General features: G+C 66.7%; 21 protein-coding genes. 4 read left to right on the top strand and 17 right to left on the bottom strand.

Annotated features, from left to right (window positions below):
- Window positions 1-5 precede the first annotated feature (5 nt).
- Both AC3IPM_RS09840 and AC3IPM_RS09835 read right to left on the bottom strand, forming a co-directional pair.
- A complete protein-coding gene (locus AC3IPM_RS09840; RefSeq protein WP_489303912.1) occupies window positions 6-566 on the bottom strand; it encodes a hypothetical protein in 561 nt (186 codons plus the stop codon).
- Window positions 563-2,710 (bottom strand): protein kinase domain-containing protein, encoded by a 2,148-nt coding sequence (locus AC3IPM_RS09835; protein WP_489303910.1) that lies wholly within the window; start codon window positions 2,708-2,710, stop codon window positions 563-565. Before AC3IPM_RS09835 ends, AC3IPM_RS09840 begins: the two co-directional genes overlap by 4 nt.
- 241 nt (window positions 2,711-2,951) lie before the next feature.
- On the opposite strand from AC3IPM_RS09835, the gene AC3IPM_RS09830 reads away from it, so the two are divergent.
- Window positions 2,952-3,380 (top strand): PAS domain-containing protein, encoded by a 429-nt coding sequence (locus AC3IPM_RS09830; RefSeq protein WP_489303908.1) that lies wholly within the window; start codon window positions 2,952-2,954, stop codon window positions 3,378-3,380.
- Window positions 3,377-4,927, top strand: a complete 1,551-nt coding sequence (locus AC3IPM_RS09825) for a flavodoxin domain-containing protein (protein ID WP_489303906.1) — start codon at window positions 3,377-3,379, stop codon at window positions 4,925-4,927. Before AC3IPM_RS09830 ends, AC3IPM_RS09825 begins: the two co-directional genes overlap by 4 nt.
- Before the next feature lie 16 nt (window positions 4,928-4,943).
- On the opposite strand, the gene AC3IPM_RS09820 is transcribed toward AC3IPM_RS09825, so the two are convergent.
- The 4 genes from AC3IPM_RS09820 to AC3IPM_RS09805 form a co-directional block, all read right to left on the bottom strand.
- Window positions 4,944-5,705 carry a helix-turn-helix domain-containing protein gene (locus AC3IPM_RS09820; RefSeq protein WP_489303904.1) on the bottom strand — a complete coding sequence of 254 codons (762 nt, stop codon included), beginning with the start codon at window positions 5,703-5,705 and terminating at the stop codon, window positions 4,944-4,946.
- Window positions 5,706-5,711: 6 nt separating this feature from the next.
- Window positions 5,712-6,632, bottom strand: coding sequence for a M14 family metallopeptidase (locus tag AC3IPM_RS09815; RefSeq protein ID WP_489303902.1), 921 nt, complete (start codon window positions 6,630-6,632; stop codon window positions 5,712-5,714).
- Between the two features lie 118 nt (window positions 6,633-6,750).
- Window positions 6,751-8,793, bottom strand: coding sequence for an elongation factor G (fusA, locus tag AC3IPM_RS09810; protein ID WP_489303900.1), 2,043 nt, complete (start codon window positions 8,791-8,793; stop codon window positions 6,751-6,753).
- 418 nt (window positions 8,794-9,211) lie between these two features.
- A complete protein-coding gene (locus AC3IPM_RS09805; RefSeq protein WP_489303898.1) occupies window positions 9,212-10,090 on the bottom strand; it encodes a hypothetical protein in 879 nt (292 codons plus the stop codon).
- 133 nt (window positions 10,091-10,223) lie between these two features.
- Here AC3IPM_RS09805 and AC3IPM_RS09800 point away from each other — a divergent pair, with 133 nt between their 5' ends.
- A complete protein-coding gene (locus AC3IPM_RS09800) occupies window positions 10,224-12,428 on the top strand; it encodes a TonB-dependent siderophore receptor (protein WP_489303896.1) in 2,205 nt (734 codons plus the stop codon).
- A gap of 56 nt (window positions 12,429-12,484) precedes the next feature.
- Here the strand turns inward: AC3IPM_RS09800 and AC3IPM_RS09795 are convergent, their stop codons facing one another.
- The 8 genes from AC3IPM_RS09795 to AC3IPM_RS09760 all read right to left on the bottom strand — a co-directional run bounded on the left by AC3IPM_RS09795 (window position 12,485) and on the right by AC3IPM_RS09760 (window position 22,594).
- Window positions 12,485-15,709: an autotransporter family protein gene (locus AC3IPM_RS09795; RefSeq protein WP_489303895.1), complete on the bottom strand. Its 3,225-nt coding sequence runs from the start codon at window positions 15,707-15,709 to the stop codon at window positions 12,485-12,487.
- 218 nt (window positions 15,710-15,927) lie between these two features.
- Complete coding sequence (locus AC3IPM_RS09790) at window positions 15,928-16,719, bottom strand: heme ABC transporter ATP-binding protein (protein ID WP_489303893.1); 792 nt, start codon at window positions 16,717-16,719, stop codon at window positions 15,928-15,930.
- Window positions 16,716-17,753 (bottom strand): FecCD family ABC transporter permease, encoded by a 1,038-nt coding sequence (locus AC3IPM_RS09785; protein WP_489303891.1) that lies wholly within the window; start codon window positions 17,751-17,753, stop codon window positions 16,716-16,718. Before AC3IPM_RS09785 ends, AC3IPM_RS09790 begins: the two co-directional genes overlap by 4 nt.
- A gap of 16 nt (window positions 17,754-17,769) precedes the next feature.
- Entirely contained in the window at window positions 17,770-18,822 is a 1,053-nt protein-coding gene (locus AC3IPM_RS09780; protein ID WP_489303889.1) for a heme/hemin ABC transporter substrate-binding protein, read from the bottom strand.
- Window positions 18,823-18,876: 54 nt separating this feature from the next.
- Window positions 18,877-20,259: a YncE family protein gene (locus AC3IPM_RS09775; RefSeq protein WP_489303887.1), complete on the bottom strand. Its 1,383-nt coding sequence runs from the start codon at window positions 20,257-20,259 to the stop codon at window positions 18,877-18,879.
- A gap of 130 nt (window positions 20,260-20,389) precedes the next feature.
- Window positions 20,390-21,370, bottom strand: coding sequence for an alpha/beta hydrolase (locus tag AC3IPM_RS09770; RefSeq protein WP_489304081.1), 981 nt, complete (start codon window positions 21,368-21,370; stop codon window positions 20,390-20,392).
- A gap of 262 nt (window positions 21,371-21,632) precedes the next feature.
- Window positions 21,633-21,812, bottom strand: a complete 180-nt coding sequence (locus AC3IPM_RS09765) for a hypothetical protein (protein ID WP_489303885.1) — start codon at window positions 21,810-21,812, stop codon at window positions 21,633-21,635.
- 173 nt (window positions 21,813-21,985) lie between these two features.
- A complete protein-coding gene (locus tag AC3IPM_RS09760) occupies window positions 21,986-22,594 on the bottom strand; it encodes a TetR/AcrR family transcriptional regulator (protein WP_489303883.1) in 609 nt (202 codons plus the stop codon).
- 74 nt (window positions 22,595-22,668) lie between these two features.
- Here AC3IPM_RS09760 and AC3IPM_RS09755 point away from each other — a divergent pair, with 74 nt between their 5' ends.
- Window positions 22,669-23,280 carry an NAD(P)H-dependent oxidoreductase gene (locus AC3IPM_RS09755; protein ID WP_489303881.1) on the top strand — a complete coding sequence of 204 codons (612 nt, stop codon included), beginning with the start codon at window positions 22,669-22,671 and terminating at the stop codon, window positions 23,278-23,280.
- Window positions 23,281-23,336: 56 nt separating this feature from the next.
- On the opposite strand, the gene AC3IPM_RS09750 is transcribed toward AC3IPM_RS09755, so the two are convergent.
- The 3 genes from AC3IPM_RS09750 to AC3IPM_RS09740 all read right to left on the bottom strand — a co-directional run bounded on the left by AC3IPM_RS09750 (window position 23,337) and on the right by AC3IPM_RS09740 (window position 25,793).
- Window positions 23,337-23,714, bottom strand: a complete 378-nt coding sequence (locus AC3IPM_RS09750) for a DUF805 domain-containing protein (RefSeq protein WP_489303879.1) — start codon at window positions 23,712-23,714, stop codon at window positions 23,337-23,339.
- Between the two features lie 148 nt (window positions 23,715-23,862).
- On the bottom strand, window positions 23,863-24,234 hold the full coding sequence (locus AC3IPM_RS09745) for a DUF805 domain-containing protein (RefSeq protein ID WP_489303877.1): 372 nt from the start codon (window positions 24,232-24,234) through the stop codon (window positions 23,863-23,865).
- A gap of 110 nt (window positions 24,235-24,344) precedes the next feature.
- The gene (locus AC3IPM_RS09740; RefSeq protein ID WP_489303875.1) at window positions 24,345-25,793 is read right to left on the bottom strand and encodes an amidohydrolase family protein; all 1,449 of its coding nucleotides are present in this window, start codon (window positions 25,791-25,793) and stop codon (window positions 24,345-24,347) included.
- Window positions 25,794-25,865 lie beyond the last annotated feature (72 nt).

Genomic DNA, 25,865 nt, shown 5'->3' with positions numbered 1-25,865 from the left:
TGGTGTCAGGCCGGCGGCTCGGTGCCCGACCCCACCTCGGCTTCCGGGTCGAACGAGAACACCCGGATTTCCTGCACGGGGCCGGCCTTGGTCTTGCGCTCGATCACCACCGTCAAAATCAGTGACAGCTTCCAGCGGCCGTCGTCCTGCACGACGGTCAACGGAGTCAGCGAGCGCTGCACCGATGCGCTCACGCCATGCGTGTGATCGTGCTCGATCTGCGCCGACTGCCACTGTTCGATCGGCGTGGTGGCGCGCACGCTCGAAAACGGCGACGGTGCCGAGAAGCGCTCTCCCGACGTGTGCGGCACCGTGTACAACATGGCATCCAGAATGTTGGTGGAGATCAGCGTGTCAGGCCTGCCGTACGCGGTGACCTCCACGCTGACCGTATCGCCTTCACGGAAATGCACGGCACCGGCATAGCGGCCGACCGGCGAATAGAGATCGCGATGCGTCTTCACTTCGGCAGCCTGCCACAACAGGTCCGAGCTGACCTGCTCGATATCGAAACTGACCCGGATGATCGCGGCATCCGCCGCGGGCGGGGTGATGTTCACACTCATTCTGTCTTCCCTGTAAGCATGCGGTGATAGCGCCGGTCCCGGCGCAGAGCCAGAAGGTCTGGCTCACTGGCGATCATATGCAGCGGGTAGCCGCGTGCGATAGCGTCCTGCAGGTGGGTCAACGCCGTCTCGCGCGCGCCGCCGAGTTCGGCCACCAGGGCAGCACGAAACTGCAGGTCGGCACTGTTGCTGCCACGCCCGAGCGCCGCGGCGATGCGCTGCCGTGCCAGCGTCGATTGCCCCAGCCGTGCGGCGTACAGCGCGCTGCGACTGCCCAGCGTGACGCTGTCCGGGCTGCGCTGCAGCAGCGTCTCCACCATCTGCAAGGCACGCTGGTGCGCCGCGCGGGCCTGTGCCTCGCGGCCCGGCAGCCAGCGCAGGGTGTCGCCCAGGTTGGCCCATTTCAGATAGTCGTTGGGGCTGCCTTTCGCATCGGACAATGCGCGCTCGAACGCGGTGGCCGCCTCCGCGTAATCGCCACGCATGTACAACAGATTGCCCAGGTTGCCATACAGGCGGCCATTGCTGCCGTGGCGCAGCCCCTGCTGCAACACCTGTAGCGCTTCATCGATGCGGTTCGCGCGCAGCAATACGCCGCTGAGGCTGACGTAGGCCTGCACGCCGTTGGGCTTGAGCGCGATGCTGTGCCGGAACGCCTGCTCGGCACCGCCCAGGTCACCCTGTTGGTAAAGCAGTGCGCCGCGCGTATCCACAAACCAGCGCTCCTGCGGATGCCGTCGCATGGCCTCGGCCAATACCTGCTGCGCCTGCTCGGCACGGTCGGAGTGGGCGTACAGCCGTGCCAAACCCAGCAATGCATGGCGATCACCCGGGTCCAACACCCGCGCCCGCAGATAGTGGCGCTCGGCATCGGCCTTGTTGTTCAGATACTCCTCCACCCAGCCCCGCGCCGCCTGCACGATGGCCAGTTGCGGCTCTTCGCGCTCGGCCTGCACGGCGGCCTGGCGCGCGCGCTTCAACCAGACTTCATCGCGCTCATCCCCGGCGTAGCGCAGGCAGTAGGCGATCACCAGCAGCGCCGCCGCACCCGCATCGTGTGGGTCGGCCGCCAGCGTACCCTCCAGCAGCACCACCGCTTCGGCCACGCTGCCAGGCTGGTCGAAATCACCCAGCAGACGCTCGGCGCGGGCCACCGGCGCGAGGGTGCTGGCAGCCGCCTCGACGACTGCGAGCGGTGCCGCGCGGCGCATCTCGCGGTCGTGCACGAACGCGGCAAACACACCGAACAGCGCGATCAGACCCAGCACCGCGCGGCGATCGGCATGTTTGCGCAGGCGCTCGCGCCGTTGTTCCTGCGCCTTCAGCAACGTCCGGTGCACCTCGGACATCGAGCCGGGGCGGTCCCGTGCGTGCCGGCGTGTCATGCGCTCGATCAAGCCGGTCAGCGCCGCATCCGCGCCAGCCGGCAGCCGTCGCCCTGCGGTACTGCCATACAAGCGCCGGTGCAGACCGCCCCAGGCCGCGTCGGCCTCCACATCGCGGACGCCCTTGAGCGCCTCGTACAGCACCAGCCCCAGCGCATAGATGTCACCGGAGGCCCCGGCGCGCGCACCGAGCAGCCGTTCGGGGGCAAGATAGGCCAGCGTCCCCGCCGCGCTCTGCGCCGACACCGTCGAGACGGTCTGCTCTGGATCGATGGCCGCAGCCGCGCCGAAATCCAGGATACGCACGCCCCCACATTCGGTGAGCATCACATTGGAGGGCTTCAGGTCACCATGCACCCAGCCGTGTTGATGCGCGGCGGCCAGTGCTTCGGCCGCCTCCGTGCCCAGCCGCAGCACCCGCTCGGCAGGCAGCGCACCGGCTTTGCCCAACGCCTGCGCCAAGGTACTGCCGCGGATGCGCTCCATCACCATCGCGAGCTGGCCCGCATGTTCCTCCAGCGCATACACCGCCACAAATGCAGGGTGCGCCTGCGCGGCCAGTCGTTGGGCCTCGTAGCGCAGCCCCCGCTGGCCGCCATCGTTGCGCGCCGCGAATTTGATCGCCACTTCGCGCGCCAGCCGCTCATCCCAGGCCACGTGCACGCGCCCGAATCCGCCCTCGCCCAGCGTGCCCCCGATGCGATAGTGGCTGAACTGCTGGCCTTCCCCGGTGGGAGGCAACTCCACTACGGTTTCCATCTCCGCTCCTGATCAATTGAGAGGGAGCAAGGATCAGTCACTTTCCACCGGTTCACAGGCGTGAAGAAGCTGGGGAGATTTCACCCCCTGGCATGACCGGATGCGACGCAATGTCGCAGCGACCTCCGCCACGACCTTGACCGATATCAAGGCCCTGCCCGCGTGCTGCGCCGATCCTGTCCTGGACACGTCGTCACGGTGCGCCGGTCCCGGCCCACCCCCATCGCTGCAAGGAAAAACCATGCACTACAGCCCTGACACCGCCCAACTGCTGACTGCCGTCCAGAACGTCATGGTGATCTCCACCACCGACCTGCAGGGCAACATCACCTATGCCAACGACCTGTTCTGCGCCCTTACCGGATTCCAGCGCGAGGAACTGATCGGCCAGCCGCACAGCATCGTGCGTCACCCGGACGTGCCCAAGGCGGTTTACAAGGACATGTGGGACACCATCAAGGCCGGCAAGACCTGGACCGGCATCGTGCCCAACCTGGGCAAGGGCGGTGTGCTGTATGTGGTAGATACCACGGTGCAGCCGCTGTTCGATGCCGACGGCAGCATCACGGCCTACATCAGCATCCGCCGCGTGGTGAACGACCTGATGGGCAACTTCGACGCCGTGGAGTTCAGCAAGGAGAAGTTCGACGACGCCTACGCCGCCGCGTGAACGCTGCCGCTCCCATCCAACGCGTGCTGGTCGGCTACGGCTCTGAATCCGGCAACGCCCGCGCCCTGGCCCATCGCCTGGGCGCATTGCCGGCCCTGCAGGCACATGCCGCCCGGGTGCTGCCCTTCAACGAGATCGATATCGCCTCGCTGGGCGCCGGCGACGTGCTGCTGGCGCTGTCCAGCTCGTTCGGTGATGGCGAGCCACCGGCCAATGGCGAGCGCTTTGCCGAAGCGCTGCGCCAGTCTCCCGCCCTGCCCGGCCTGCGCTATGCAGTGTTCGGGCTGGGCGACACCGGCTACCCGCGCTTCTGCGGCTTCAGCAAGGCACTCGATGCCCTGCTCGCCGAGCGTCAGGCCGTGCCAATCATGAACCGGGTCGACGCTGATGGTGGCTATGCGCACTTCTTCGAGCGCTGGGCGCCGGTACTGGGCGAGGTGCTGGGCGGTCGCGCCGATGCCGGCCGCGATCTGCACCTGCAGGTCACCGCCTATGGGGAGGACAACGCCTTCGCCGCCCCCATCGTCGAACGCCGCCGCTTGAACCGCAGCGACCCGGCCGCCTGGGAGGTGCAGCTCAATCTGGCCGGCAGCGGCATCAACTACCGCGCCGGCGACACCCTGCACGTGATGCCCAGCCCGGATCCGGCGCTGCTGGACGCGTTGGCATGCTGGTACGGCCAGCCCGAAGCGGCCGGCGTGCTGCGCGGCAAGGAACTGCGCCTGCTCGGCAAGGGCGTGCTGCGCGAACTGGCCCGGCTGGGCGGCAGTGAGCATCTCAAAGGCCTGCTCAAGATGAGCCAGCGCACGGCACTGGAGGCCTACCTGCACGGCACCGACCTGCTGGACATCCTGCAGGATCACGCCAGCCCAGGCAGCGTGCCGCTGGCCCAACTTGAAGCACTACTCTCGCCGTGCCTGCCTCGCGCCTATTCCATCGCCTCCCCTGCGGGCAGCGCGCAGGCGGCCCTGTGCATCCGCGAGGTTCGCTACCACCTGCGTGGCCGCGAGCGGCAGGGTTCTGCGACCGGCACGCTATTGCGTGACGGTGACGCTGCTGGCCATGTCCGCGTCTACTGCCGTTCCAATCCGGGCTTTCACCTGCCGGAGGACCCGGACTGCCCGCTACTGCTGGTCGGCACCGGTACCGGCATCGCACCGCTGATGGGCCTGCTGCAGGAAACCCAAGCGGCACGAAACACGCGTGAGACCTGCCTGTTCTTTGGCGAAAAGCACCGCGCGCAGGACTTCCTCTACCAACCGCAGCTTGAAGCCTGGCACCAACAGCGGCAGCTGGGCAGCCTGCACACCGCGTTCTCGCGCGATGGTGCCTCCAAGGTCTACGTCCAGCACGCCATCGCCGCGCATGCCGACCAGGTTGCCGGGTTGCTGGCGCGCGGCGCGCATGTCTACCTCTGCGGCAACAAGCAGCATCTTGAAGGCGCGGTGCGGCAGGCGATCAACAACGTCGCACCTGCGGCGGAAACCACAATCTCCGCCTGGGACAGGCTGCACGAGCAGGGGCGGCTGCACTGCGAGCTGTACTGATGAGTACCGGCACGGCTCAGGCCGCCGGTTCCCCACTCTCGCTGGCTGCGGCCAGGGCGGCCAGCTGGGCCGGCTGCAGCAGCTGGATCTCCCGCTGATTGACTGCGATCACGCCATCATCGATGAGCCGCCGCAGCACCCGGCTGGCGGTTTCCGGTGCCATCCGCAGGTAGTTGGCAATCTCCACCCGGGCCATGGTCAGGTTGAAGCGCACGGGTGAAAAGCCACGCCGCGCATAACGTTCGGACAGATCCAGCAGGAACGCGGCCATGCGCGCCTCGGTGCGATGGTTGGCCGCAAGCAGCGCCACCTTGCCGATCTCCGCGCTGAGCAGGCTGAACAGCTTGGCCTGCAGCCCGGGCATGCGCGTGGCCAGCAGGCTCATCTTCGGAAACGAGAACCGGCACAGATGCACCGTGTCCAGCGCCACGGCATTGCACGGATAGCGCGCGCCGTGGATGGCGTTGAGCCCGATCACCTCGCCGGGCAGGCTGAAGCCCAGCACCTGCTCATTACCCTGGCTGTCCTCGATGAAGGTCTTGACCATGCCGGCGCGCACCGCAGCGATCGAATCGAACGGATCGCCCACCCGGAACAGGTACTCCCCGGCGCGGTAGGGCCCGACATGGTCCACCAGTACATGCAGCTCGGCCAGGGCGGTCTTGTCGTAGCCCTGCGAGGTGCAGGCATCGGAAAACGCACAGGTGCTGCAGAAATGCAGTGCATCGCCATCATCGGCGGCGGCGGGGTTGCGCATGGACGGCGGTGACGAAGCCATTGCGATTCAGCGATACGCCAACGCGTAGTCCAGCCCAGCGCACACCGCCGTCACCTGGGCCTGGTTGCACTCCGCCGGCGAGGTTCGCGGGCTGTCCGGATAGACCTCGGTGGTGGTCGCGAACCGTGCATCGGTAAAGCCGGCGCAGGCGCCGATCGGCCGCGACGGACCGATCACCACGCCCGGCGACTGGATCGGCTCGCCCACCAGCTTGCCGTCGGCATCGGCTGGGGCGATATGGGTGACCTTGGCCACTGCATCAATGATGGCCTGCTGGAATGCCAGCGCCGGATTCTCGCTGTTGCCGAACACGTAGAAGCCGTCGGGAATCGTCTCGGGCACCAGTTCACCGCCATCGCGGGCGGTGCGTGCCGGATCGAACTCCTGCACGTCGCTGTCAGTGGTCTCGTGCAGGTCCATGTGCATCAACAAGGCGTCGCCACGCCCGGCGACCCAGCGCATCAGCGCGGCGGCTTCTTCGGCCAGGCCATCAGCACGAAACGCACGGTTGGTATCCACGGCGTTCGGGTTCCAGCGCTGGATGCGTTCATAGCCCCACGGACTCACGCACGGCGCCACCAACAGGTTGATCCGCCCGGCATAGTCCTGCGCATGCTGCTCCAGGAACTGCAGCGCACCGTGCACGCCACTGGTTTCATAGCCGTGCACGCCACCGGTGATCAGCGCCGTCGGCAGCGTCGGATCCCAGTCGCGGTTGACGGCGGCGAACAGCGGGTAATGATCCGGCGCGTAGTCGAGCTGGCCGTACTGGACCACCTCGAAGCGCTCGCTCAATCCGTCCAGCACGGCCACCACGTCGTCGTGATAGCTGCGCTGACGCTGCTGGCGGGCACGCCACTGCGCGCGCTCGGCATCGCCCCAGGGCTGGCCGGGGGTACCGATCGGATAGAAGTGGGTGCTGGCCATGTCGGTTCCGGAAACAGGAATGGGGGTGAAGATGGTACACATCCGCTGAAGGCGATGCATTTGAAAACAAGCAGGGGCCGGTTTCCCGGCCCCTGCCCTTGCTACAACATGCAACTAATCAAGCCGCCTGCACTTCCTCATACCCATTGAAGCGCATGTCACTGGACGCGCGCCCCTGGGTCAGCGAGCGCAGCGCGGTGGTGTAGCCCGACAACCGGGCCAGTGGTGCGTAGCCCAGCACTTCCACCTGCGCACCGTGGTCCTCGATGGACGCCACCCGGCCATTGCGCCGGTTGAGGTCACCGATCACGTCGCCGACGTTGGCCGACGGCGCGTGGATCGCCAGTTCCATCACCGGCTCCAGCAGCCGCGTACCGGCCTTGGCCAGTGCCGCTTTGACCGCCTCGCTACCGGCCCGATGGAAGGCCAGCTCCGAGGAATCCTTGGCGTGCGTCTGGCCGTCGCTCAGGGTCACCTCGATACCAACCACCGGATGCCCGCGCGGACCTTCCTGCAACGCCGCGCGCACACCTTTCTCCACCGCCGCCACGAAGGCTTTGGGGATGACCCCGCCCACAGTGCGATCGATGAAGCGGATCGCATCGTCACCGGTGGGTGCCACGTCAATCAGCACCCGCGCGAACTGGCCCTGGCCACCGGTCTGCTTGGCCACCTTGCCTTCCACACCCTCCACCGCCGCAGCCGGCGTTTCCTGGTAGGCCACGCGTGGCGAACCGGTGCGTACCGGCACATTCCACTCGCTGCGCAGGCGCTCCACCATCACCTCCAGATGCAACTCGCCCATGCCCCAGATCAGGGTCTCCCCGGTACCCGCATCGGTTTCGACGTGGAACGAGGGATCTTCCTGGGCCAGGCTGGCCAAGCCCTGGGCCATGCGGATCAGGTCGGCCGCCTTGTCTGCTGTCAGCCGCCAGGCCAGCACCGCGTGCTGCGCCTGGATCGCATCGAGCAGCAAGGGCGCGGACGGCGCACTGAGCGTTTCACCGCTCACCGCATCCTTCCAGCCGATCACGGCGACGATGTCACCGGCCACGGCTTCCTTGATGTCGTGGGTCTGGTCGGCCTGCACGCGCACCAACCGGCCGATCCGTCGGCCCTGCGCATGCTGTGAGCTGGCCACGCTGTCACCCACTTTCAAACGGCCCGAATACAGCCGCACGAAACTCAGCGCCCCATGGCTCTGGTGGGTGATCTTGAACAGCAGCACCGCCAACGGGCCGGCCGGGTCCGGCGGCAGCAACACCGGCGTTTCACCCTGCGTTGCCACTACCGGCGGGCGGTCCAATGGCGAGGGCAGGAAGTCCACGATCGCATCCAGCAACGTGTCGATGCCCTTGCTCTTGAACGCCGCACCGGCCAGCACCGGTACGCCCGCACCGGCCAGCGTGGCCCGACGCAGCGCGCCACGCAGCAGCGCTGCGTCGATGCTGCTGCCCTCCAGCCACGCCTGTGCCAGCGCGTCGTCATGGTCGGCCACCGCTTCGATCAGCGCCTGGCGCTGCGGCTGCCACTGCGCAGCCTGTTCGGCCGTCCAGTCGCTGCGCAGTGCATTGCCGGCGTCGTCCCATTCCACGATCTGGGCATCGATGAAATCAACCCAACCGTGGAACCGGGCTTCCTCGCCCAGTGGCCAGCCCAGCGCCCACGGCCGCGCCTGCAGCTTGTCCTGCAGTTGCGCCAGCACGCGCTCGAAGGAAGCACCGATGCGGTCCATCTTATTGACGAAGGCGATCAGCGGCACGCCATGGCGACGCGCCTGGTGCCACACGGTTTCGGACTGCGGCTGCACGCCATCCACCGCCGAGAACACCGCCACCGCGCCATCCAGCACGCGCAGCGAGCGTTCCACTTCGATCGCGAAATCGATGTGGCCAGGGGTGTCGATCAAGGTCAGCCGATGGTCTTCGCCACCGCGCGGCGACCAATGCGCCTGCACGGCGGCCGCACCGATGGTGATGCCGCGCTCGCGCTCGATCGCCGAGAAGTCGGTGGTGGCCGCGCCGTCATGCACTTCGCCGACACGGCGGATCTCGCCGGTCTTCCACAGCAGGCGTTCGGTGAGGGTGGTCTTGCCGGCGTCGATGTGGGCGATGATGCCCAGGTTGCGCCAGTGGGAAAGGGTTTGGGTCGTGGTGTTCATGGTGATTGCTCTCGTCGCCAACATCGAGGAGCCGCACGCCGCCGTTGGCTAACGGGCGTGCGGCCAGGTTTGGGGCTCGGCGATCTGGTGCATGGCACGTTCTCCTTGGGGAATATCTGCAACGGTTGAAACGAAAAGAGCGCCCTGGTGGGCGCTCTGCTTGGGGTCCAGCGATGACCGTCAACGGGTCAGCAGCAGGAAGCTCCGATAGGCAGACGCACCCGTACCGCGCTTGCGCGGGTCAGGGTAAAAAACGTCAGGAGCGGCTGCGAACGCATCGGGGTGTCCCGGTTGGAATGGCGCCATTGTAGACCTGGCGGCGGTGACATCAAGCGAATTTAGTAGATATTGGTGGAACACTGGTTGTCATGGCAGAGACAATTGCGTGCCAGTGGAACACTGCCACCCCACTGCACGCTCAGTCGGCACAACCGGCCGTCGCACGCGCCCCGCCTACCGTGGCCGGCCGGGCATCGTCCGTGGAGACCCAGCCCTTCAACGAAAAGCCAGCGTCGAGCTGCGCTGGTTTCGGCGCGGCGCCAATCCATATGTCGGTCCAACTGCCCACTGCGGTGAGCTCAGCCAGGCGAGCGGCACGGTCCTCATCGGTGCTGAAGGTGTCATCAGGCGACGAGGCCGGCGTCGTTGTCACGTTTTCAGTCTTGAGCGACCGCACGCGCAGCGCGCCGTCGGGCAGCCGCTGGCTGGTGATCTCGCTGCGCTCCACCCCATAGGCCCAGTGCGACTCCACCATGCGCTGCGCCGCGCTGCCATCGGCGGGCACCGCCAGGGTGTCACCCGCTGCTTCCATCACCATCGCGACCGCGCCGATGCTGCCCATCATCGAAGTGAACAGCAGCATCTTGCGCTGTTCCTGCGAGAGCGACGCCACTTCGGGTTTGTCCGCCGGCACCTTGATGAAGCCCACTTTCTCGCACAGCAACAGCACGCCGCCGTCGTCCCAGGTCGTGAGCTGGTCGCCGTTGGCGAACTGCTGCACCCGCACCCGACTCGTTGCGGCCGCCTTGCCCGGCGCATGGGTCACCTCGTAGGCATCGGCCTGCTCCACCTGTTCGCGCAGCGACACGGTCGGTGTTTCTGCGGCGTTGGCAGGTGCCAGCGTAGTGAGCAGCAGGCCAGCGATGGCACAACGCAGGGGAGACAGCATCGGTTCCTTCCTTTGAGACAGCAGTGCGCGGGTGCACCCTCGCGCGGGGTTCGCATCATACGTGCCGGGCGAAGCGAGGTTGCGACGGATTGCCGCAGTCACACCAATGCGAATGGGTTGCAATTGCATCACTGAGCGAAATCGTTAAAATATCGTGCAGATCCCGGTTGCCTGGAGCGGGATCGACGCCTGCGGCATTGCCGCCCGCGCATCAGCCGATCGCCACTGGCCAGGCATTCCGCCCCAACGAGCCGTGACCGACATGCCCGCTTCGCCCTCCCCCCTTGCACGCGGCCCGCGCCGCACCTCGCTGTCCCTGGCCTGCGTATTGGCTGCCAGCAGCCTGGTCTGGAACGCCGCGGCCCAGTCCGCCACCAACCTGGACGCCGTACGCGTCAATGCCTATCGCGCCGCCAACAGCACCAGCGGCGCCACCAAGACCAATACCGCGATCGCCGAAACCACGCAGTCGGTGTCGGTGATCGAACGCGCCGAACTGGATGCACGTGGCGTGCAGTCGCTCAACGACGCGATGCGCTACGTGGCCGGTGTCAGCCTGGAAAGCTCGGGCATTGACAACCGCGTGGATGACTTCCGCATCCGTGGCTTCGATGCCGGCAGCTGGTCCAACAACGTCACCCTGGATGGCATGCGCGCCCCGCAGGGCAGCCAGTGGAATCGCAGCATGTTCGACAGCTGGAACCTGGAGCGGGTCGAAGTGCTCAAGGGGCCGTCTGCGGTGATGTATGGCCAGGTCGCTCCCGGCGGCATGGTCAACCAGGTCAGCAAGACCCCCACCCCGGACCAGCAACAGCAGCTGCGTCTGGGCATCGATGCCAATGGTCAGTACAGCGCAGCGTTCGATGTCGGCGCCGGCAGTGATGACAACGCACACCTGGTGCGGCTGGTGGGTCTGTACCGCGATGGCGACACCCAGATCAAGTACACCGAGCAGCAGCACTGGTTCCTCGCGCCCAGCTACACCTGGCAGATCGCCGAGCGCACCCGTCTGACCCTGCTGGGCATGTACCAGAAAGATGAGGGTGGCTCGACCTACCAGTTCCTGCCCATGGACGGCACGCTCAAGGCCACCCGCTATGGCCACATGAAGAACACCACGCTCATCGGCGAGCCGGACTGGAACACCTTCAACCGCACCTTGTGGAACGCCGGCTGGCTGTTCGAACACCAGTTCAACGACCACCTCACGCTGAGCCAGAGCGCGCGTCGTACCCACGTCGATTCGCTGTACCGCGGCGTGGTCACCAGCGGTGCACTCAATGCCGATGGCCGTACCCAGGCCCGTCGTGCCACCTACGGCACCGGCGATTCCGACGGCGACACGCTGGACACCCGCCTGCAGGCGCGCTTCGCCACCGGCGTGGTCGAGCACACCGTGCTGTTCGGCTGGGACTGGCAGAAGGCCGAATGGGAAGGCGTGCGTGGGGCGATGAGCAACCCGGCACCGATCAACATCTTCAACCCGGTCTACAGCGGCTACGTGCCGCGCGTGACCTCGCTCAGCCCCACCTCCGGCACCAACCGCCAAAGCGGCATCTACCTGCAGGACCAGCTCGCGCTCGGCCAGTGGCGGCTGACCGTGGGCGGCCGCTACGACTGGACCAAGGATGATTCCTCCAGCGCAACCCGCAACCCGGTCACCGGTGCCACCGTCACCCAGCCGCGCAGCGTGATCAAGAGCGAAGCCTTCAGCGGCAATGCCGGCGTGCTGTACGTGTTCGACAGCGGTTTCAGCCCGTACCTGAGCTATGCCGAGTCGTTCCAGCCGTCCACCTCCAGTGTGCTGCTCAACTTCAACCGCAGCACGTTCGCGCCGGTTACCGGCAAGCAATGGGAGGCGGGCGTGAAGTATCAGCCGGCCCACGTCGATGGGCTGGTCACGTTGTCGGCGTATGAGCTGCGCCAGCAGAACATCGTCACCCAGGATCCGGACCCGACCCACAACACCTGCGGCAACACCGGCAACAGTCAGTGCTCGATCCAGGACGGCGAAGGCCGCATCCGCGGCGTCGAGCTGGAAGGCCGGATCACCCCGCTGACCGGTTTCAGCCTGATCGGCGCCGCCAGCTGGATGGACTCGGAGATGACCCGCAGCGATCAGTACCTGGGCAAGGAACTGGTGATGGTGCCCGACTACAGCGCCTCGTTCTGGGCCGACTACACCTTCCAGGGCGGTGCCCTGTCCGGACTCAGCCTGGCAGCCGGCGCGCGTTACAACGGCAAGAGCTATGGCGACAGCGCCAACCTCTATCAGATTCCGTCCTACACCCTGTTCGACGCCGCCATCCGCTACGACCTTGGCCGGATCGGCAGCACCCACGTGCAACTCTCGCTCAATGCCAGCAACCTGGCCGACAAGCGCTTCGTGTCAACCTGCACCGGCCCGTCCTCGTGCTACTACGGCAGTGGCCGCACGGTGATGGCCAACGCCCGGTTCGGCTGGTGAACGCGAAAGGGCCAGCGTCTCCGCTGGCCCTTCCCTGTCACTGACGCAGCGCCGGTTTACCAGCCCATGCGCATACCCAGCTGCGCGCCGAGATCGCGGTAGCCGCCATTGCCGTGCTGCAGCTTGATGCCGCCCCACGCGCTCCAGCGTTGCCCGAACTGCAGCTCGGCCCCCAGCTGGGTCTCATAGCGGTCACGAGGAATCTGCGCCTTCAACGTTTCGCCGTTGAAGGCCAGCGCATTGCTGTCGCTGCCACGCAGCCAGTTCACCGCCAGGTAGGGTTGCACCGTATTCCGCGCCGCCGTACCGTGGCCGGACACGCGCAACCCCAGCCGTCCACTGAAACCACCGGCATCGTGCTGGTCGATGCGCGTGCCGTTGGATTCCACATGGCGATCGGCCGTGTAGTCCAGGTAGCGCAGCTGCAGCTGTGGCTGCAACTGCAGGCGTGCATCGCCGCGTTCGAACAGGCTGAAACCGTACCCGGCTTCCAGCGACACTGCCCTGCTGCGTGCGTCATGGCGCTCACGGGCCAGCCCGATGCCCTCCACCGTGTTGTCGTAGCGGGCGTGTTGTGCCGAGGCATCCACATACGCGCCGATGGACTGGCCCGGGTGCTGCAGCCAAGTGGCGTACACCCCCACGGCATTGCCGCGCACGCGGCCCTTGGCCGAGTAACCGGTCAGTTCGGACACCACGGTACTGGTGCTACGGCCACTGCCCAGCATCACCCCCAGACGGGCGCCGCTGTCCTGGCCCCACCGCAACAGATCGCTGCCCACCTGCACCAGCGACGTATCGCCGTTCACCGACAACTGCCCGGCCACCGCATTGAAATCCGCCTGCTGCCGCGCGGTGCGCACCCACGCACCACGGCCCTGGGCAAAGCCCGGATGGCCTGCGCGCTCGTGCAGCGAATGCTCGAACATCCTCGCTGCTGCCGACTGGTTGGCCAGATAGGCCCCCGTTTCCGGGCGCAGTACCGGCCGCGGGGTAACCGGCGGCAGGATCGGATCGCCGCCACCGCCGTGCTCAGGATCCGGATCGAAACAACCCGGTGCGGTCGGGCGTTCCTGGCACAGGTCGAACCAGCTTGAGCGCAGATACCACTGGCCATCTCCCGGATCGGAGACGCTGCCCTGATGCAGGAAGTACTCATGTGAGCCGCCCACCGCACGCCCGGCCAGGGTGAACAGCGCGTGCGACGCGCCATCGACCTGGATCAGCTGCAGCCCCTCCACCGTGGGCGCGCCCAAGCCGCCAAGATTGTCCACCTGCACCTGTGCGTTGCCGCTGCTGTCTCCCGCCACGTGCAGCCGGTCGATCGGCGACGCGTCGTCGCCAAGCCGCCCATGGAACACGAACAGCCCATTGTCCGCATACAGGTCACCGTCCACCTTCAAGGTGTTGAAGGCCGTTGCATCCGCCGACGACAGCCACACGGCACTGTCGCGTACGTCCAACGCATCCATCCGTGCATCACCACTGAGCTGCCACTGGCTGCCGCCGTCCAACTGCACCGACTGCGCCAAGGCGCTGCTGCCGAGCCATTGCGCGCCCCCGCTCAGTGCCACGTGCAGTTCGGCCTGCGGTACCAGACCGGCCTCCACGTCTTCCGGCGTGGTCACGATATCGCCGTGCAGCAGCGATCCCGCTTCGACGCGCAGATCGAAGCGCCCGGCCACCGCCGCATCCAACGCCAAGGCAATGCCATTGCCCCCGGACAGCACCGCACCGTTGGCCAGGGTTACGGCACTGTCGCGGCTGCTGCGCAACCACAGGCCGCCGTGCGCGGCGCTGACCAGCGAACCGCCGTCGATCAGCATCCGGCCGCGGTCATTGATCACCGCCGCCCACGCGCCCTCGCCTTCGGTGCGCACATGGGTATTGCGCAGGCTCATCTCACCGGCACCGCCAGCGAGCACGCCATGGGATTTCTGGCCGGTGGTGCGCACCACGCTGTCGGCCAGATGCATGCTGCCACCCAGTCGACTTATCGCACCAATCGCGCCATCGCCCTCGGTGAGGATGTCCACGCTACGGGCGTCCGCCTGTGGCCGCCCGCCGTTGAGACCTTCGACATACAGCCCATGCCCGTTGAGGCCGGTCGTACGCAGGAGGCTGTTCTCCACCCGCGCGGTCCCGCCCAGAACGCTCAGCGCCTGGTGGGTGGTGCCGTGGGCGGTGATGGTGGAACCCACAACATCCAGCTGCGAGTCGCCGAACATCAGGATGCCCACGCCGTCGCTGGCGGTCAGACGGGAACCATCGACCCGCACGCTGGAGCCACCGGAATTGATGTTGAGCGCTTCCTTGGTCGAAGCGACGGTTGCGTTGTACAGCTCCAGCTCGGCGCCCTGCATCATATGGATGCCACGATGGCCCGAGATGTCCGTACCATCGACACGCAGACGCCCACCGGACTGACCAAAGTCGATTGCCGTCGCATTCGCCCCGGCTACATGGATCCGGCCACGCAGCATCTGCACGTCGCCGCCGACGCTGAGGCCTGGCCCGGACAAGGGATCGATCAGATCGATGTTCACATCTTCCAGCAGCGCGTCGCTGCCAAGCGCGACAAGTACCCCGCCAGCACCGGGAGCGTTGCCGATGATATCGACGGCGCGCAGGGTGACACTGCTGTTGCCGGTGATCCAGGCCGCCGAGCCCGCGGCATTCATCTGTACCCGCACGTTCTCTGCGTGCAACGTGCCATCGGTGACCATGAAGCCGTTGGATTGCGTTCCGTTCACCTCGACGCTGCCACCGCGCATGTTCAGTTCGCCCTGGCGTACCGACAATCCGTGTGACAACGCGCCGGACGTCACCACCTGCACGTCCTCAAGATCCACGTGCCCTGCGGAAACGTCCACCCCGTTTGCCTGGCGGCCTAGCGTCTCGATCCGCATACCACTGGCCAGGATGCTGCCGCTGTCGGCAACCGACAGCCCCGCCGCGCCGAACCCGCTGGTCAGCACGCTGCCACCCGTGAGCGTGATGCGGCTGCCGCTACCTTCTGCATGGGCGGCGGCAGCGCGATCACCTTCCGTGCGTAGATTGACTTCACCACCGGCCACGATGGTGCCGCCATTCAACGCATGGAATGCGTAGCCCGAGGTATCTCCGGGTAGCACCGGATCGGTGGTGTGATAGTCGCCGGCAGACGGGGTGAGGTCGTCGCCATCGGCCACCACCTGCTGTGCGGCAAGCGGCAACGGTGTGATCAGAACAGCGCCAACGGCAAGCGCGAGGAACCGTCGGCGGGGAAGCAAAGCACGCATTCGAACATCTCCTGGAACGATCGGGCCCGGTCGGGCCCTTGGGGGAACACGCTTGCGCGATGAAGCGCGGACGTGGCACCCCGGAGTGTCGATGTCGCCCTGCCGCCCCACCATGCAAGCAGTTGCAAAGTGCGTTGGCGTCTTCCTTTCCCCCCACAACAAAGGGCCACCGTCACCGGTGGCCCTGCAGGTGCATTGACGCATCTGGCAGCAGAGCGCTAGGGAGCGCCTGGCCCGGGTGTCGGATCCGCCACCACCACCAGCGGCACATCCCGCTGCGGATGCCGCAGCACCAGCACCGGCTGCTGGTACACGCGCTCGATATGCTCACGGGTAAGTACCTGCGAAGGCGTCCCGTCCGCTGCCACCCGGCCCTTCTCCAGCAGCACGATGCGGTCGGCATACCCCGCGGCCAGGTTCAGGTCGTGCAGCACCACGATCACGCATGCCCCCTCATCGGCCAAGGTGCGCACCGCGCGCAGAGTGCGCTCCTGATGGCGCAGGTCGAGTGCCGCGGTGGGCTCATCCAGCAGCAGCAAGGGCGTGTCCTGGGTCAGCACCCGCGCGAAGGTGGCGCGTGCGGCTTCACCGCCGGACAAGGTCTGTACCTCGCGCTGGCGCAGCGCGTGCATCTCGGCCTGGCCGAGCGCGCGTTCAATCAGCGCCGTGTCGCGCGCCATGTCGGCCGGGTGTGGCAAACGCCCCATCGCCACCACGTCATCCACCGTGAAGGCGAAGCGCACGGCATGGTCCTGCGGCATCACCGAACGCTCGCGCGCGAGGGCCATCGCCTTCCAGTGCGCGATCGGGCGGTCGTGCAGGGTCACCCGCCCACTATCGGCCGGCACGTCGCCACTGGCCACGGCCAGCAACGTGGATTTTCCGGCGCCATTGGGGCCGACCAAGGCGGTCAGCGTTCCCGCCTCGAAGCCCAGGCTGATGCCATGCAGAATCTGCCGTTCGCCGAAGCGCAGGCCCACCGCATCCAACTGCAGAAAGGGCGTACTCATATCGCCCCGCTCCGCCGCTGGTGCAGCACCAGCCACAGGAAGAACGGCGCGCCCAGCGCCGCCGAGAACAGGCCCAACGGAATCTCCGCCGGCGGATCCAAGGTGCGCGCCGCGGTGTCGGCCACCACGATCAGCAACGCGCCGGTTACCGCCGATACCGGTAGCAGCCAGCGATGGCCTGGGCCAACCAGCATGCGCACCACGTGCGGCACCACCAGGCCAACGAAACCAATCGAACCGGCGAACGCGACCGCAGCCCCGACCAGCAATGCACTGAACGCGATCAACTTCAGCCGGGTGCGCTTCACATCCAAGCCCAGGTGCTGGGCCTGGCGCTCACCCAACGCCAGCATGTCCAACGGCGTGGCCAGGCGCAGCAGCGCGAAGGTGCCGATCACGAACACCGGCAGCGCCGCCGCCACATCGGCCCAGTCGGCCTGCGCCAGCGAACCCATCTGCCAGAACACCAGCGATTGCAGCTCGCTTTCGCTGGCGATGTAGGTCAAAAAGCCGATCGCCGCCGAACAGAACGCGGCCATCGCGATGCCCACCAGCAGCAGGGTCGCGGTGCCGCTGTTGCGGCCCGGTCGAGCCAATACGTAGGTCAAACTGATCGCGGCGGCGCCACCGGCGAATGCCGCCAACGGCAAGGTCCAGCCGCCGACGCTGCCGGCGCCCAGCACGATGGCCGACACCGCGCCCAGCGCGGCGCCCTGGGTAACGCCCACGATGCCCGGGTCGGCCAGCGGGTTGCCGAACAGTCCCTGCAGGCTGGCCCCGGCCATGGCCAGCGACGCGCCCACCAGCGCGCCGAGCAGGGCGCGCGGAATGCGCAGGTTCCATACCACCGCCAGGTCACGCGTGCTGACGTGCGAGGGGTCCAGCAACCCCAGCTTGACCGCCACCGCCTGCAGCACTTCCTGCGGCGGCAACCGCAGCGGACCCACCGCGAACGAGGCCAGGACCGCCCCCAGCAACGCCAGCCCCATCACCGCCAGCACCATGCCACCGCCTCGCCGGCGCGCTCCGCGCATCATCGTCAATCCCTGCTCACGGCGATGGCACTGCCGCCAGCGCATTGGCCAACGCCAGCGCACCGGCACCGGAGCCGACACTGGCCGACTTCAGCTGTACATCCGGCATCACCCAGACCCGGTTGGCTGCACCGGCCGGGGTCTGCTTCAAGGTCGGGTAGGCCTTCCACAGCCCGGCTTCGCCGCCGAACAGTTCCAGGTCATGCTCGGTCACCACAATCACCTCCGGTGCCGCAGCGACCACGCCTTCATTGCTCAGCGCCGAGTAGTTGGCAACGCCGGCCTCGGTACCGATGTTGATACCCCCGGCCAGTGCGATCAGCTTGCCCGATGCGCTGTCGGCCCCGGCCACAGTCGGTGCGCCACCGGCACCGGTGGCGGAAAGATGAATCACGCGAGGATGATGCGTCGCACCCGCCGCCACCTTGGCTGCGGCATCCAGCTGCGCCTGTACCTGGGCCGCCAACGTGTTGCCCGCTTCGGCTACGCCGAGTGCGGCCGCTACCTTGCGTACCTTGTCCGGGGCCGGCTGCAGGTCATCGATGACCACGGCCGGTTCACCGGCGCCGCGCAGCTTCCTGGCCAGTTCGGTATGGCGACGCAGGCTGTTGCCGATGAACAACGAACCTTCCAGACTCAGCACGCCCTCCACGCCGGTGGTGCGATTGAACAGGAACTGCTTCGGCGCATTGCGGCCGGCTTCCGTGGCCGAGCGCAGCGGTGCTGCGTACACCTGCGCGCCCATGCCCAATGCCTCGATCACGGCGATCACATCATCGCCACCGGCCACGATCTTCGCGGTGTCATCGATGGTCACCGGGGCGCCATCGTCCGAGGTCACCGTCACCGGAAGTACGGGCTTCAGGTCGTGCATTGACGGCACATCGGTGCCGACCAGGTGCTGCCAACCGCTCGGCAACGCCGCAACGGCAGAGGCAGCCGGCGTTGCGGCCTCAGCAGGCGAGCCTGCACTGGACGCACTTTCGGCAGGTTTGCCACCACAGGCGCTCAGCGCTGCGATCAAGGCCAGGGCCAGCACGCCCTGGCGTGCCTGCAAGGTGTTCAACATGGAATTCTCCGGTCATGCGCGCGCAGGGCCCCTGCCCCGCGCGCGCTCAGGACATCAACGACGGGTGGGTGCGATGCGGGTGATGCGATCGCCCTTCGGGTCTTCGGCATTGCGCGATTTGTTCACCGCAAACACGCTGCCCTTGCCATCGGCACGCACGTGGTTGGGGAACGTGCCGCCATCCAGATTGGCAACGATCTTGCCGTCCCCGTTCACCACGGTCACGGTGCCAGCACCACGGCTGGTCACGTAGGCCAGCTTGGCGACCGGATCGAAGGCAACATTCAGCGCCCCGGCGCCGACGGCCACGTCGTGCAGCACTTTGCCGCTGGCCACATCCACGATCAGCAGGTTGTCAGTGCCCTGCGACGCCACGTACAGGCGCTTCTGCGCCGCATCGAAGGCCACACCCGAGGCGCTGATCGCGTTGCCCAGGTCGATGACCTTCTCCACCTTGCCGCTGGCGGTATCGATCACGGCCGCTTCGGGGGTGCCGATGCTGACGGTGAACAGCTTGCCGCTGGCTTCATCCAGCACCAGGCTCATCGGGGTGAACTCTTTGTCGTCCACGCCCGAGGCCAGGCTGATCGGCGCCAGCGGCTGCAGGGTCTTGGCATCGAACACCGACAGATGGTCTTCGCCGGCCGCCGAGGCGAACACCTTGCCCGCACGGCTGTCCACCACCACGTCGCGCGCATGCGGCACGGTGCCGATGTCGAACTGGCGCACCAGCGACAGATCCTTCTGGCGATACACCGCCACGGTGTCCTGGCGGGTATTGGTCACCCAGATATTGCCATTGGCATCGTCCACGCCCACGCCGTACACCGCGAACACCGCACCGTCCTTGCTGCCCGGCACGGCGGCCGGGGTGACCCGGGCGGTGACCTTGAGCGTCTTCGGGTCCAGCTTGAGCAGCTCGGACTGCTTGACCGGTGGGCGGCCAACCGCGGCGGTCACGAACACCGCATCACTCTTGGCGCTGTAGGCCGACTGGTACAAACCCTGGACCAGCTTGGCCGAGACCTGCGCGAAGGCCTGCTGGCCGCTCAGCGGAATGTTCGGCGACACCCGCAGTGACAACACCGCCGCGGCGGCCGGCTGGCTGGCACGCACCACCACCGGGTGCTGGCCCGGCACGGCGTCGGCCGGGATGCTGATGTTGGCCTTGAAGTTGCCATCGGCATCAACCACGTACGGCGTGTCGTTGAGCGCGGTCTCACCGCGCAACAGGGTCACCTGCTGGCCCGGCACGAACTGGCGGCCGATCACCTCGGCCTTGCTGCCCGGCACCACGTTTTCGCCACGGCTGATCACTTCACCGCGGAAGCCATTGGCCGGCGCATCGAACACCGGCTGCGCGAACGCACCGCTGGTGGCCATCGACAGCGCCAGGGCAAGGGTGGCCAGACGCGGCAGTTTTTTCAGGGAATACATGAGCAGACTCCTTCTGTAGGGGGCGCGCCATCGGGCGCGTTGTCACAGTGGTTGCCTTGGCGTGGCCGCGATGCACTGCGACGGTGGCGCAGGGCCACGGGCTGCCTGGGTGGGGTATGGGCCGCGGACCTCAGTCGTCGGTGCCGGCGGTCGGTGCGGACGGCTGCGCGCTGCGGTCGGCGATGCCGTACAACGCGCTCAGCGTGGCTTTCAGGGAGGCCGGCAGCATCGGGCCGTGGCCGAGCGCGGGGAACTCGCGGTAGTCGACCTTCAGGCCGGGCACCTTGGCCAGGCGCTCGCTGAGCTGGAAGGCCGCATCCGGGGTGGCACCACCGATCCGGCGCAGGTGTGCGACCACCCGCGGATTGTTCATGTCCCGCGCGCCCCGATTGCCGACGCGCTCATCGCCGCCCAGCATCAGCGTCACCCGCGCCGGTTGGCCCTGGTTGTTGGCGCTGAACTGCTGCTCCATGTCGCGCTGCGGCGCGCCCTGGCTCCACCACAGCGACGGACTGGCCGACACGTAATGCTGGAATGCGGCCGGGCGCGTATACAGCGTGCTGAGCACGAACAGCCCGCCCAGCGAATGCCCCCACAGCGACTGCTGCTGCAGGTCCACGCGAGCCCGGCGCTGCACTTCCGGCTTGATCCGGCGCTCGATCAGATCCATGAACGCGAACGCACCTCCCCCACTGGATTGCGGCGTGCCGTTCTCATCGTCGGCGGTGTCGATCCACGCGGTGTAGTCACGCGTGCGTGCCGGCGAATCGATGCGCAGGTCGTTGTCGTAACCGATCATCACCAGCACCGGCGCGGCGTGCGCGGCCAGGTCGCTGAGCAGGGCCTGGTCGAGCACCATCGCTGCGGCATTGCCGTCGAGCATGTACAGCACCGGTACCGGTGCACGGGCGGCCTTGGTCGGCACGCCCAGGTTGATGCGCCAGCGCCGCATGTGGTCGGGGCTGTCGATCACGAAATGCTCGAAGCGATAGCTTTGCGCCGGCTCGTCGAGCACGGTCTGGCCAACCTTCTGCTGCGGATTGCGCTGTTGCGCGGCGGCCGGTGCGACCACGACGGCACCCAATGCGGCGGCGACACCCACAGTGCGCAACCAGGGGGAAAACGAGGCGAACAGACAGGTCAACACGGATGGGCGGCTCACGACTCGGGACAAGGCGCGATGCCCGGCCCGACCGGCCCTTCGCGGGCGACGGCGAGGGGTCATCGCTATCGGCCCAGTGTAGCCTAAATGCGAATGGGTATCACTGACATCACAATGTGTCGGTATCGCTGCGCCGACACACCGCAATGGCCCGACCATCGGCCGGGCCATTGCCCTGATTCGATCAATCAATCACGCGGGTGCTGCAGGCTTACTCTTCTTCGTCCTGCCCGCCCTGCTGGCCAGTGCGCTCACGCTTCTGGTCCGGATCCTGCTGTTGCTGCTGCCCCTGCCGCTGCGGATCGCGCTGCGGCTCCTGCTGGCCCTGCTGCTTCTGATCCTGCTGCTTCTGGCCTGGTTGGTTCTGCTGCGGGTTCTGGTTGGTACCCATCTGTGCATCTCCGGTGAGCGGCAACATGATGATGCCGGTGAATCCACCGTAGGCGCCGCGGTGTTACCCGCCCGTGCGTTCTGCAGGGCTGCGCGTGGACGCGCTGCGCATGTCACTAAACAATTCAGAACATCGCGACAACACGCCACGCGACCGTCATTTTCGCGCCACGTTCAACCACGCTTCACCATCGCGATGATCGAGGCCGACAACTCTGCCTGCGCCTGGTCGGCAGTGATATCGCCAGTCGCCGCCGCATACGAGAGCCCCTCCGCAGCGCCGAGCATGCCCCACAACCCCGCAACCGGAAGCGTCCCGCCTGCTGCGAACGGCGCGAGCAGGCCGCGGCACTGTTCCAGGAACACCGCCTCGTACTCGCGCTTCACCTTGGCCAGTTCCGGCGACCCGGCCAGCGCGGCGATCACGCCGGGAATTTCGCGACCTTGAGTGAGCACGCACGCCACATAGGACGCGGCAATCACCTGCGCCTTGTCCTGCAGCGTCGGGCCACTCGCGGCCAGCGCCGCATCCATCACCACGCTCTGACGCGCATCGAAGTCCCGATACAGCGCCGCCAGCAAGCCAGCGCGCGTGCCGAAATGGTCATACACCACCGGCTTGGTGACACCAGCCAGTTCAGCAAGGCGCCCCAACGACAGCGCCTCGGTGCCCTCCTCGCGGACCAGGCGCCAGGCGTGCTCCAGCAGTTGCCGCAAGCGCTCCTCGCGGCTCATCCGACGTCGGGGCGCGGGCGCCTGAAATCCATCCGGATCGCTTGACATGGCTATATACCAAAGGTAACTTACGAATCGTAACTTACTAAAAGTATACACGCCCTCCCCACCCTGGACACCCCATGCACACCCTCATCGTTCACACCCACCCCGACTCCGCCTCACTCACCCACGCCATCGCCCACCAGATCGCCCACCACGCAGGCGCGGCCAGCGGCGACAGCGTCGAGCTCGCCGACCTCGCCGCGGAAGGCTTCGACCCGCGCTACAACGCGGGCGACGTCAGCGCCTACAAAGGCAACGCCGCCGTCCCCGCCGACGTGCTCGCCGAGCAGGCACGGCTGGACCGCGCCGACACCCTGGTGCTGGTGTTCCCGGTGTACTGGTGGTCGATGCCGGCGCAGCTCAAAGGCTGGATCGATCGCGTCTTCAGCAATGGCTGGGCGTATGCCCAGGGCGCAGACGGCAAGGTCGCCAAGAAGCTGCAGCACCTGAAGGTGCATCTGGTTGCACTGGGCGGGGCCGACGAACGCACCTGGCAGCGACGTCACTACACGGATGCCATGAAAACCCAGATCGACACCGGCATCTTCGACTACTGCGGCGCGCCGGTGCTGTCCTCCACCGTGCTGATGGATGTGGAATCCGGCCAGGCCGCACCCTTGCTGGATCAGGCCGCGCAGATCGGTCGCTCGCTGCACCTCACGCGCACGAATGAAGTCGCCTCCGTCTGATCCAAACGCACAACGCCCCGCATTGCGGGGCGCTGTACTGGATCAGGCGAACGGGATCAGACGCTCGGCGGCGGGCCGAAGCGATTGGCGGCCGGTGCACCGGCCGTGAGCAGCCAGATCAGCAGGAAAATGGCACCAAATGGCACGATGCTGATCAGCATGGCCCAGCCCGACCGGTCGGTGTCGTGCAGGCGACGTACGGTGACGGCGAGGCTGGGAATCAATGACGCCAAGCTGATCGCCAAGTACACAATGCCGCCAATCCCAGCCAGAATCCCGATATCCATCGCAAGGCCGATACTGAAGATGGTGTAGGCCACCAGATTGCAGGCGAACACGCAGAGCGTAAATGTCCAGTACTCGCGACGGCTGGAGCGCCCGGAGAACTGCGCATAGCGATTGAGGGGAAGCATGGCGGTAGTGATGAAACTCATGGTGTGCAGCAGCCTTGAATGAAAGAAGCTCCGCGTCGGCTGCACATGTCGTTGCGTGCCGCCTTCCGCAGAGGGGCGCGCATGATAGGAAGTGATGCACGGGCAAGGCCCTACAACTTGTTGCAAAACGCACGATCTGCGGCGGCGCTCACGCCTGTGGCACAGCCCCGAATCGGTTCGGCTGTGCATCGCCCCGCGCCAGCATCGACAGCAACAGCATTGGCGGCCCCAGGAACGGGATCAACGCCACCAGCACATACCAGCCGGACCGATCGAAATCGTGCAGTCGCCGCACCGTGACCGAAAGACCGGGCAGCAGCGTGCCCACGATCAACAGCCCGACCAGCAGTTCGGCCACCGCCACCAAGGTCGCATTGGCCATCACCCGTGCCAGTGCGATGAAGCCCTGCAGCACCAGAACGCACAGCACCAGCAACAACTGGAACATCCAGTACTCACGGCGACTGGAGCGCCCGGAAAATTCGGCGTAGCGGTGGAACGCCAGCAGCATGGAACGCATCGGCAGCACGGATCCTTGGGGCACGCAGGAAGAAGGCACCATCTTGGCGCCCCCGCCAGTGCACCACCATGCAATCTATTGCAATGCCAGCCGCCGCTGGCGTGGTGTGCTCAGCCCTCGCCTTCGGCCTTCCATGCCGCCACCTTGGCCCGGGTCTGCACCAACAGTGCATCCAGCGCTTTGCGGTCGTACACATGGCCACGCAGCACCACCGTATGAATCGCGCGGGTGGCGTTGATGTCCTCCAGCGGATTGTGCTCAAGCAGCACCAGGTCGGCGGCCTTGCCCGCACTGATGCCGCCATAGCGGTCCAACGTGCCAAACCAGGCCGGGCCGGCGCGGGTAGCGGCCGACAGCGCCTGTGCGGGCGTCAATCCTTCCTTGACGAACAGGCTCAGCTCGTCATGCAAGCCAATGCCCGGGTAGTTGAACGAATTGAGAAAGCCCGCGTCGGTGCCGGCCATGATCGTCACCCCGGCCTGCTGCAACATCGGCAGCACCGCGGCCACCTGGTGGTACTCACGGTGACGGGCGGCAATCTGCTCCGGGCTGGCCTTGGCCGCACGCTCCACGCGCCACTGGTAGGTGGCCTGCAGCTTCGGTCCGATATAGGTCAGGTACGGGTCATTGGCGTGATTGTCCTGGTCGAGGAAATCCAGGATGCGGCCACCGTTGAGGGTCGGCGTCACCGAAACCCCCTTGGCGGCGAAGCCACGGTAGGCCGTCATTGCCGTATCACGATCGAAGCCGGCGTCGAGGCGACGGTTGGCTTCGGCGCGATCGATGCGCTTGGCCGCGAAGTCGGCAGCGATCGCCGCTTCATCCTTGACGCCAGCCTTGTAGGCGTAATCCAGGTGCTCGATCGAGCTGATCCCCGCGTCGACCGCCTGCTGCACGGTCAGCGCCATCGGAATATGTCCCGAAGCGCGCAGGCCGTTGGCGCGCGCCTCACTGACCGCGGCCAGGAACAGTTCCGGGGTCAGGGTGCTGTCGGTGATCTTGACGAAGTCGACCTGATCGCGCTTCAACCGCACGAAGGCCGCATCGAGGTCGGCCTGGCTGCCCACCTCGAGGGTGCCCTTCCAGACAGGCTTGATGCCTTCGATCTTGGCGCCGGAGGTGAACAGCTGCGGCCCGGCGAGCTGGCCGTCGCGGATCTGTTCGCGCCACTGCAGTACCTGCTCGGGCAGATCGCCGGAGGCATCGCGGATGGTGGTGATGCCATGGGCGATGTACAGCGGCAGCAGTGCCTTGTTCTCTTCGATCAGTGCCGGACCGCCGCCGAAATGCACATGCATGTCCCACAAGCCCGGAATCAGGAAGCGCCCCGTGGCGTCGATGCTACGCGTCGCCTGCCAGGCCTTGGCCATTGCCTTGTCTTCGCCGACGGCCACGATGTCATCGCCGCGCACCACCACCGTCAGGTTGGGCAGGCTGCGCGCGTGCTCGACGTCGATCACCGTGGCGTGCTGGATCAGCAGGTCGGCGCGTTCGGCACTGAAAGCAGGTACCGACAGCATCAGCAACAACGGAAGCACAGCGCTACGGGAGACGGTCATCGGGCATCTGGCGAAATGAAGGATGCGAGCACCATAGAACCGGCACCCGGCATCCACCAGTTAAATTTCCAC

The organism is Stenotrophomonas sp. GL_111 (assembly GCF_057835245.1).
Note: the sequence above shows the minus strand (reverse complement) of the source record. Positions and strands in the feature narration are given on the sequence as shown.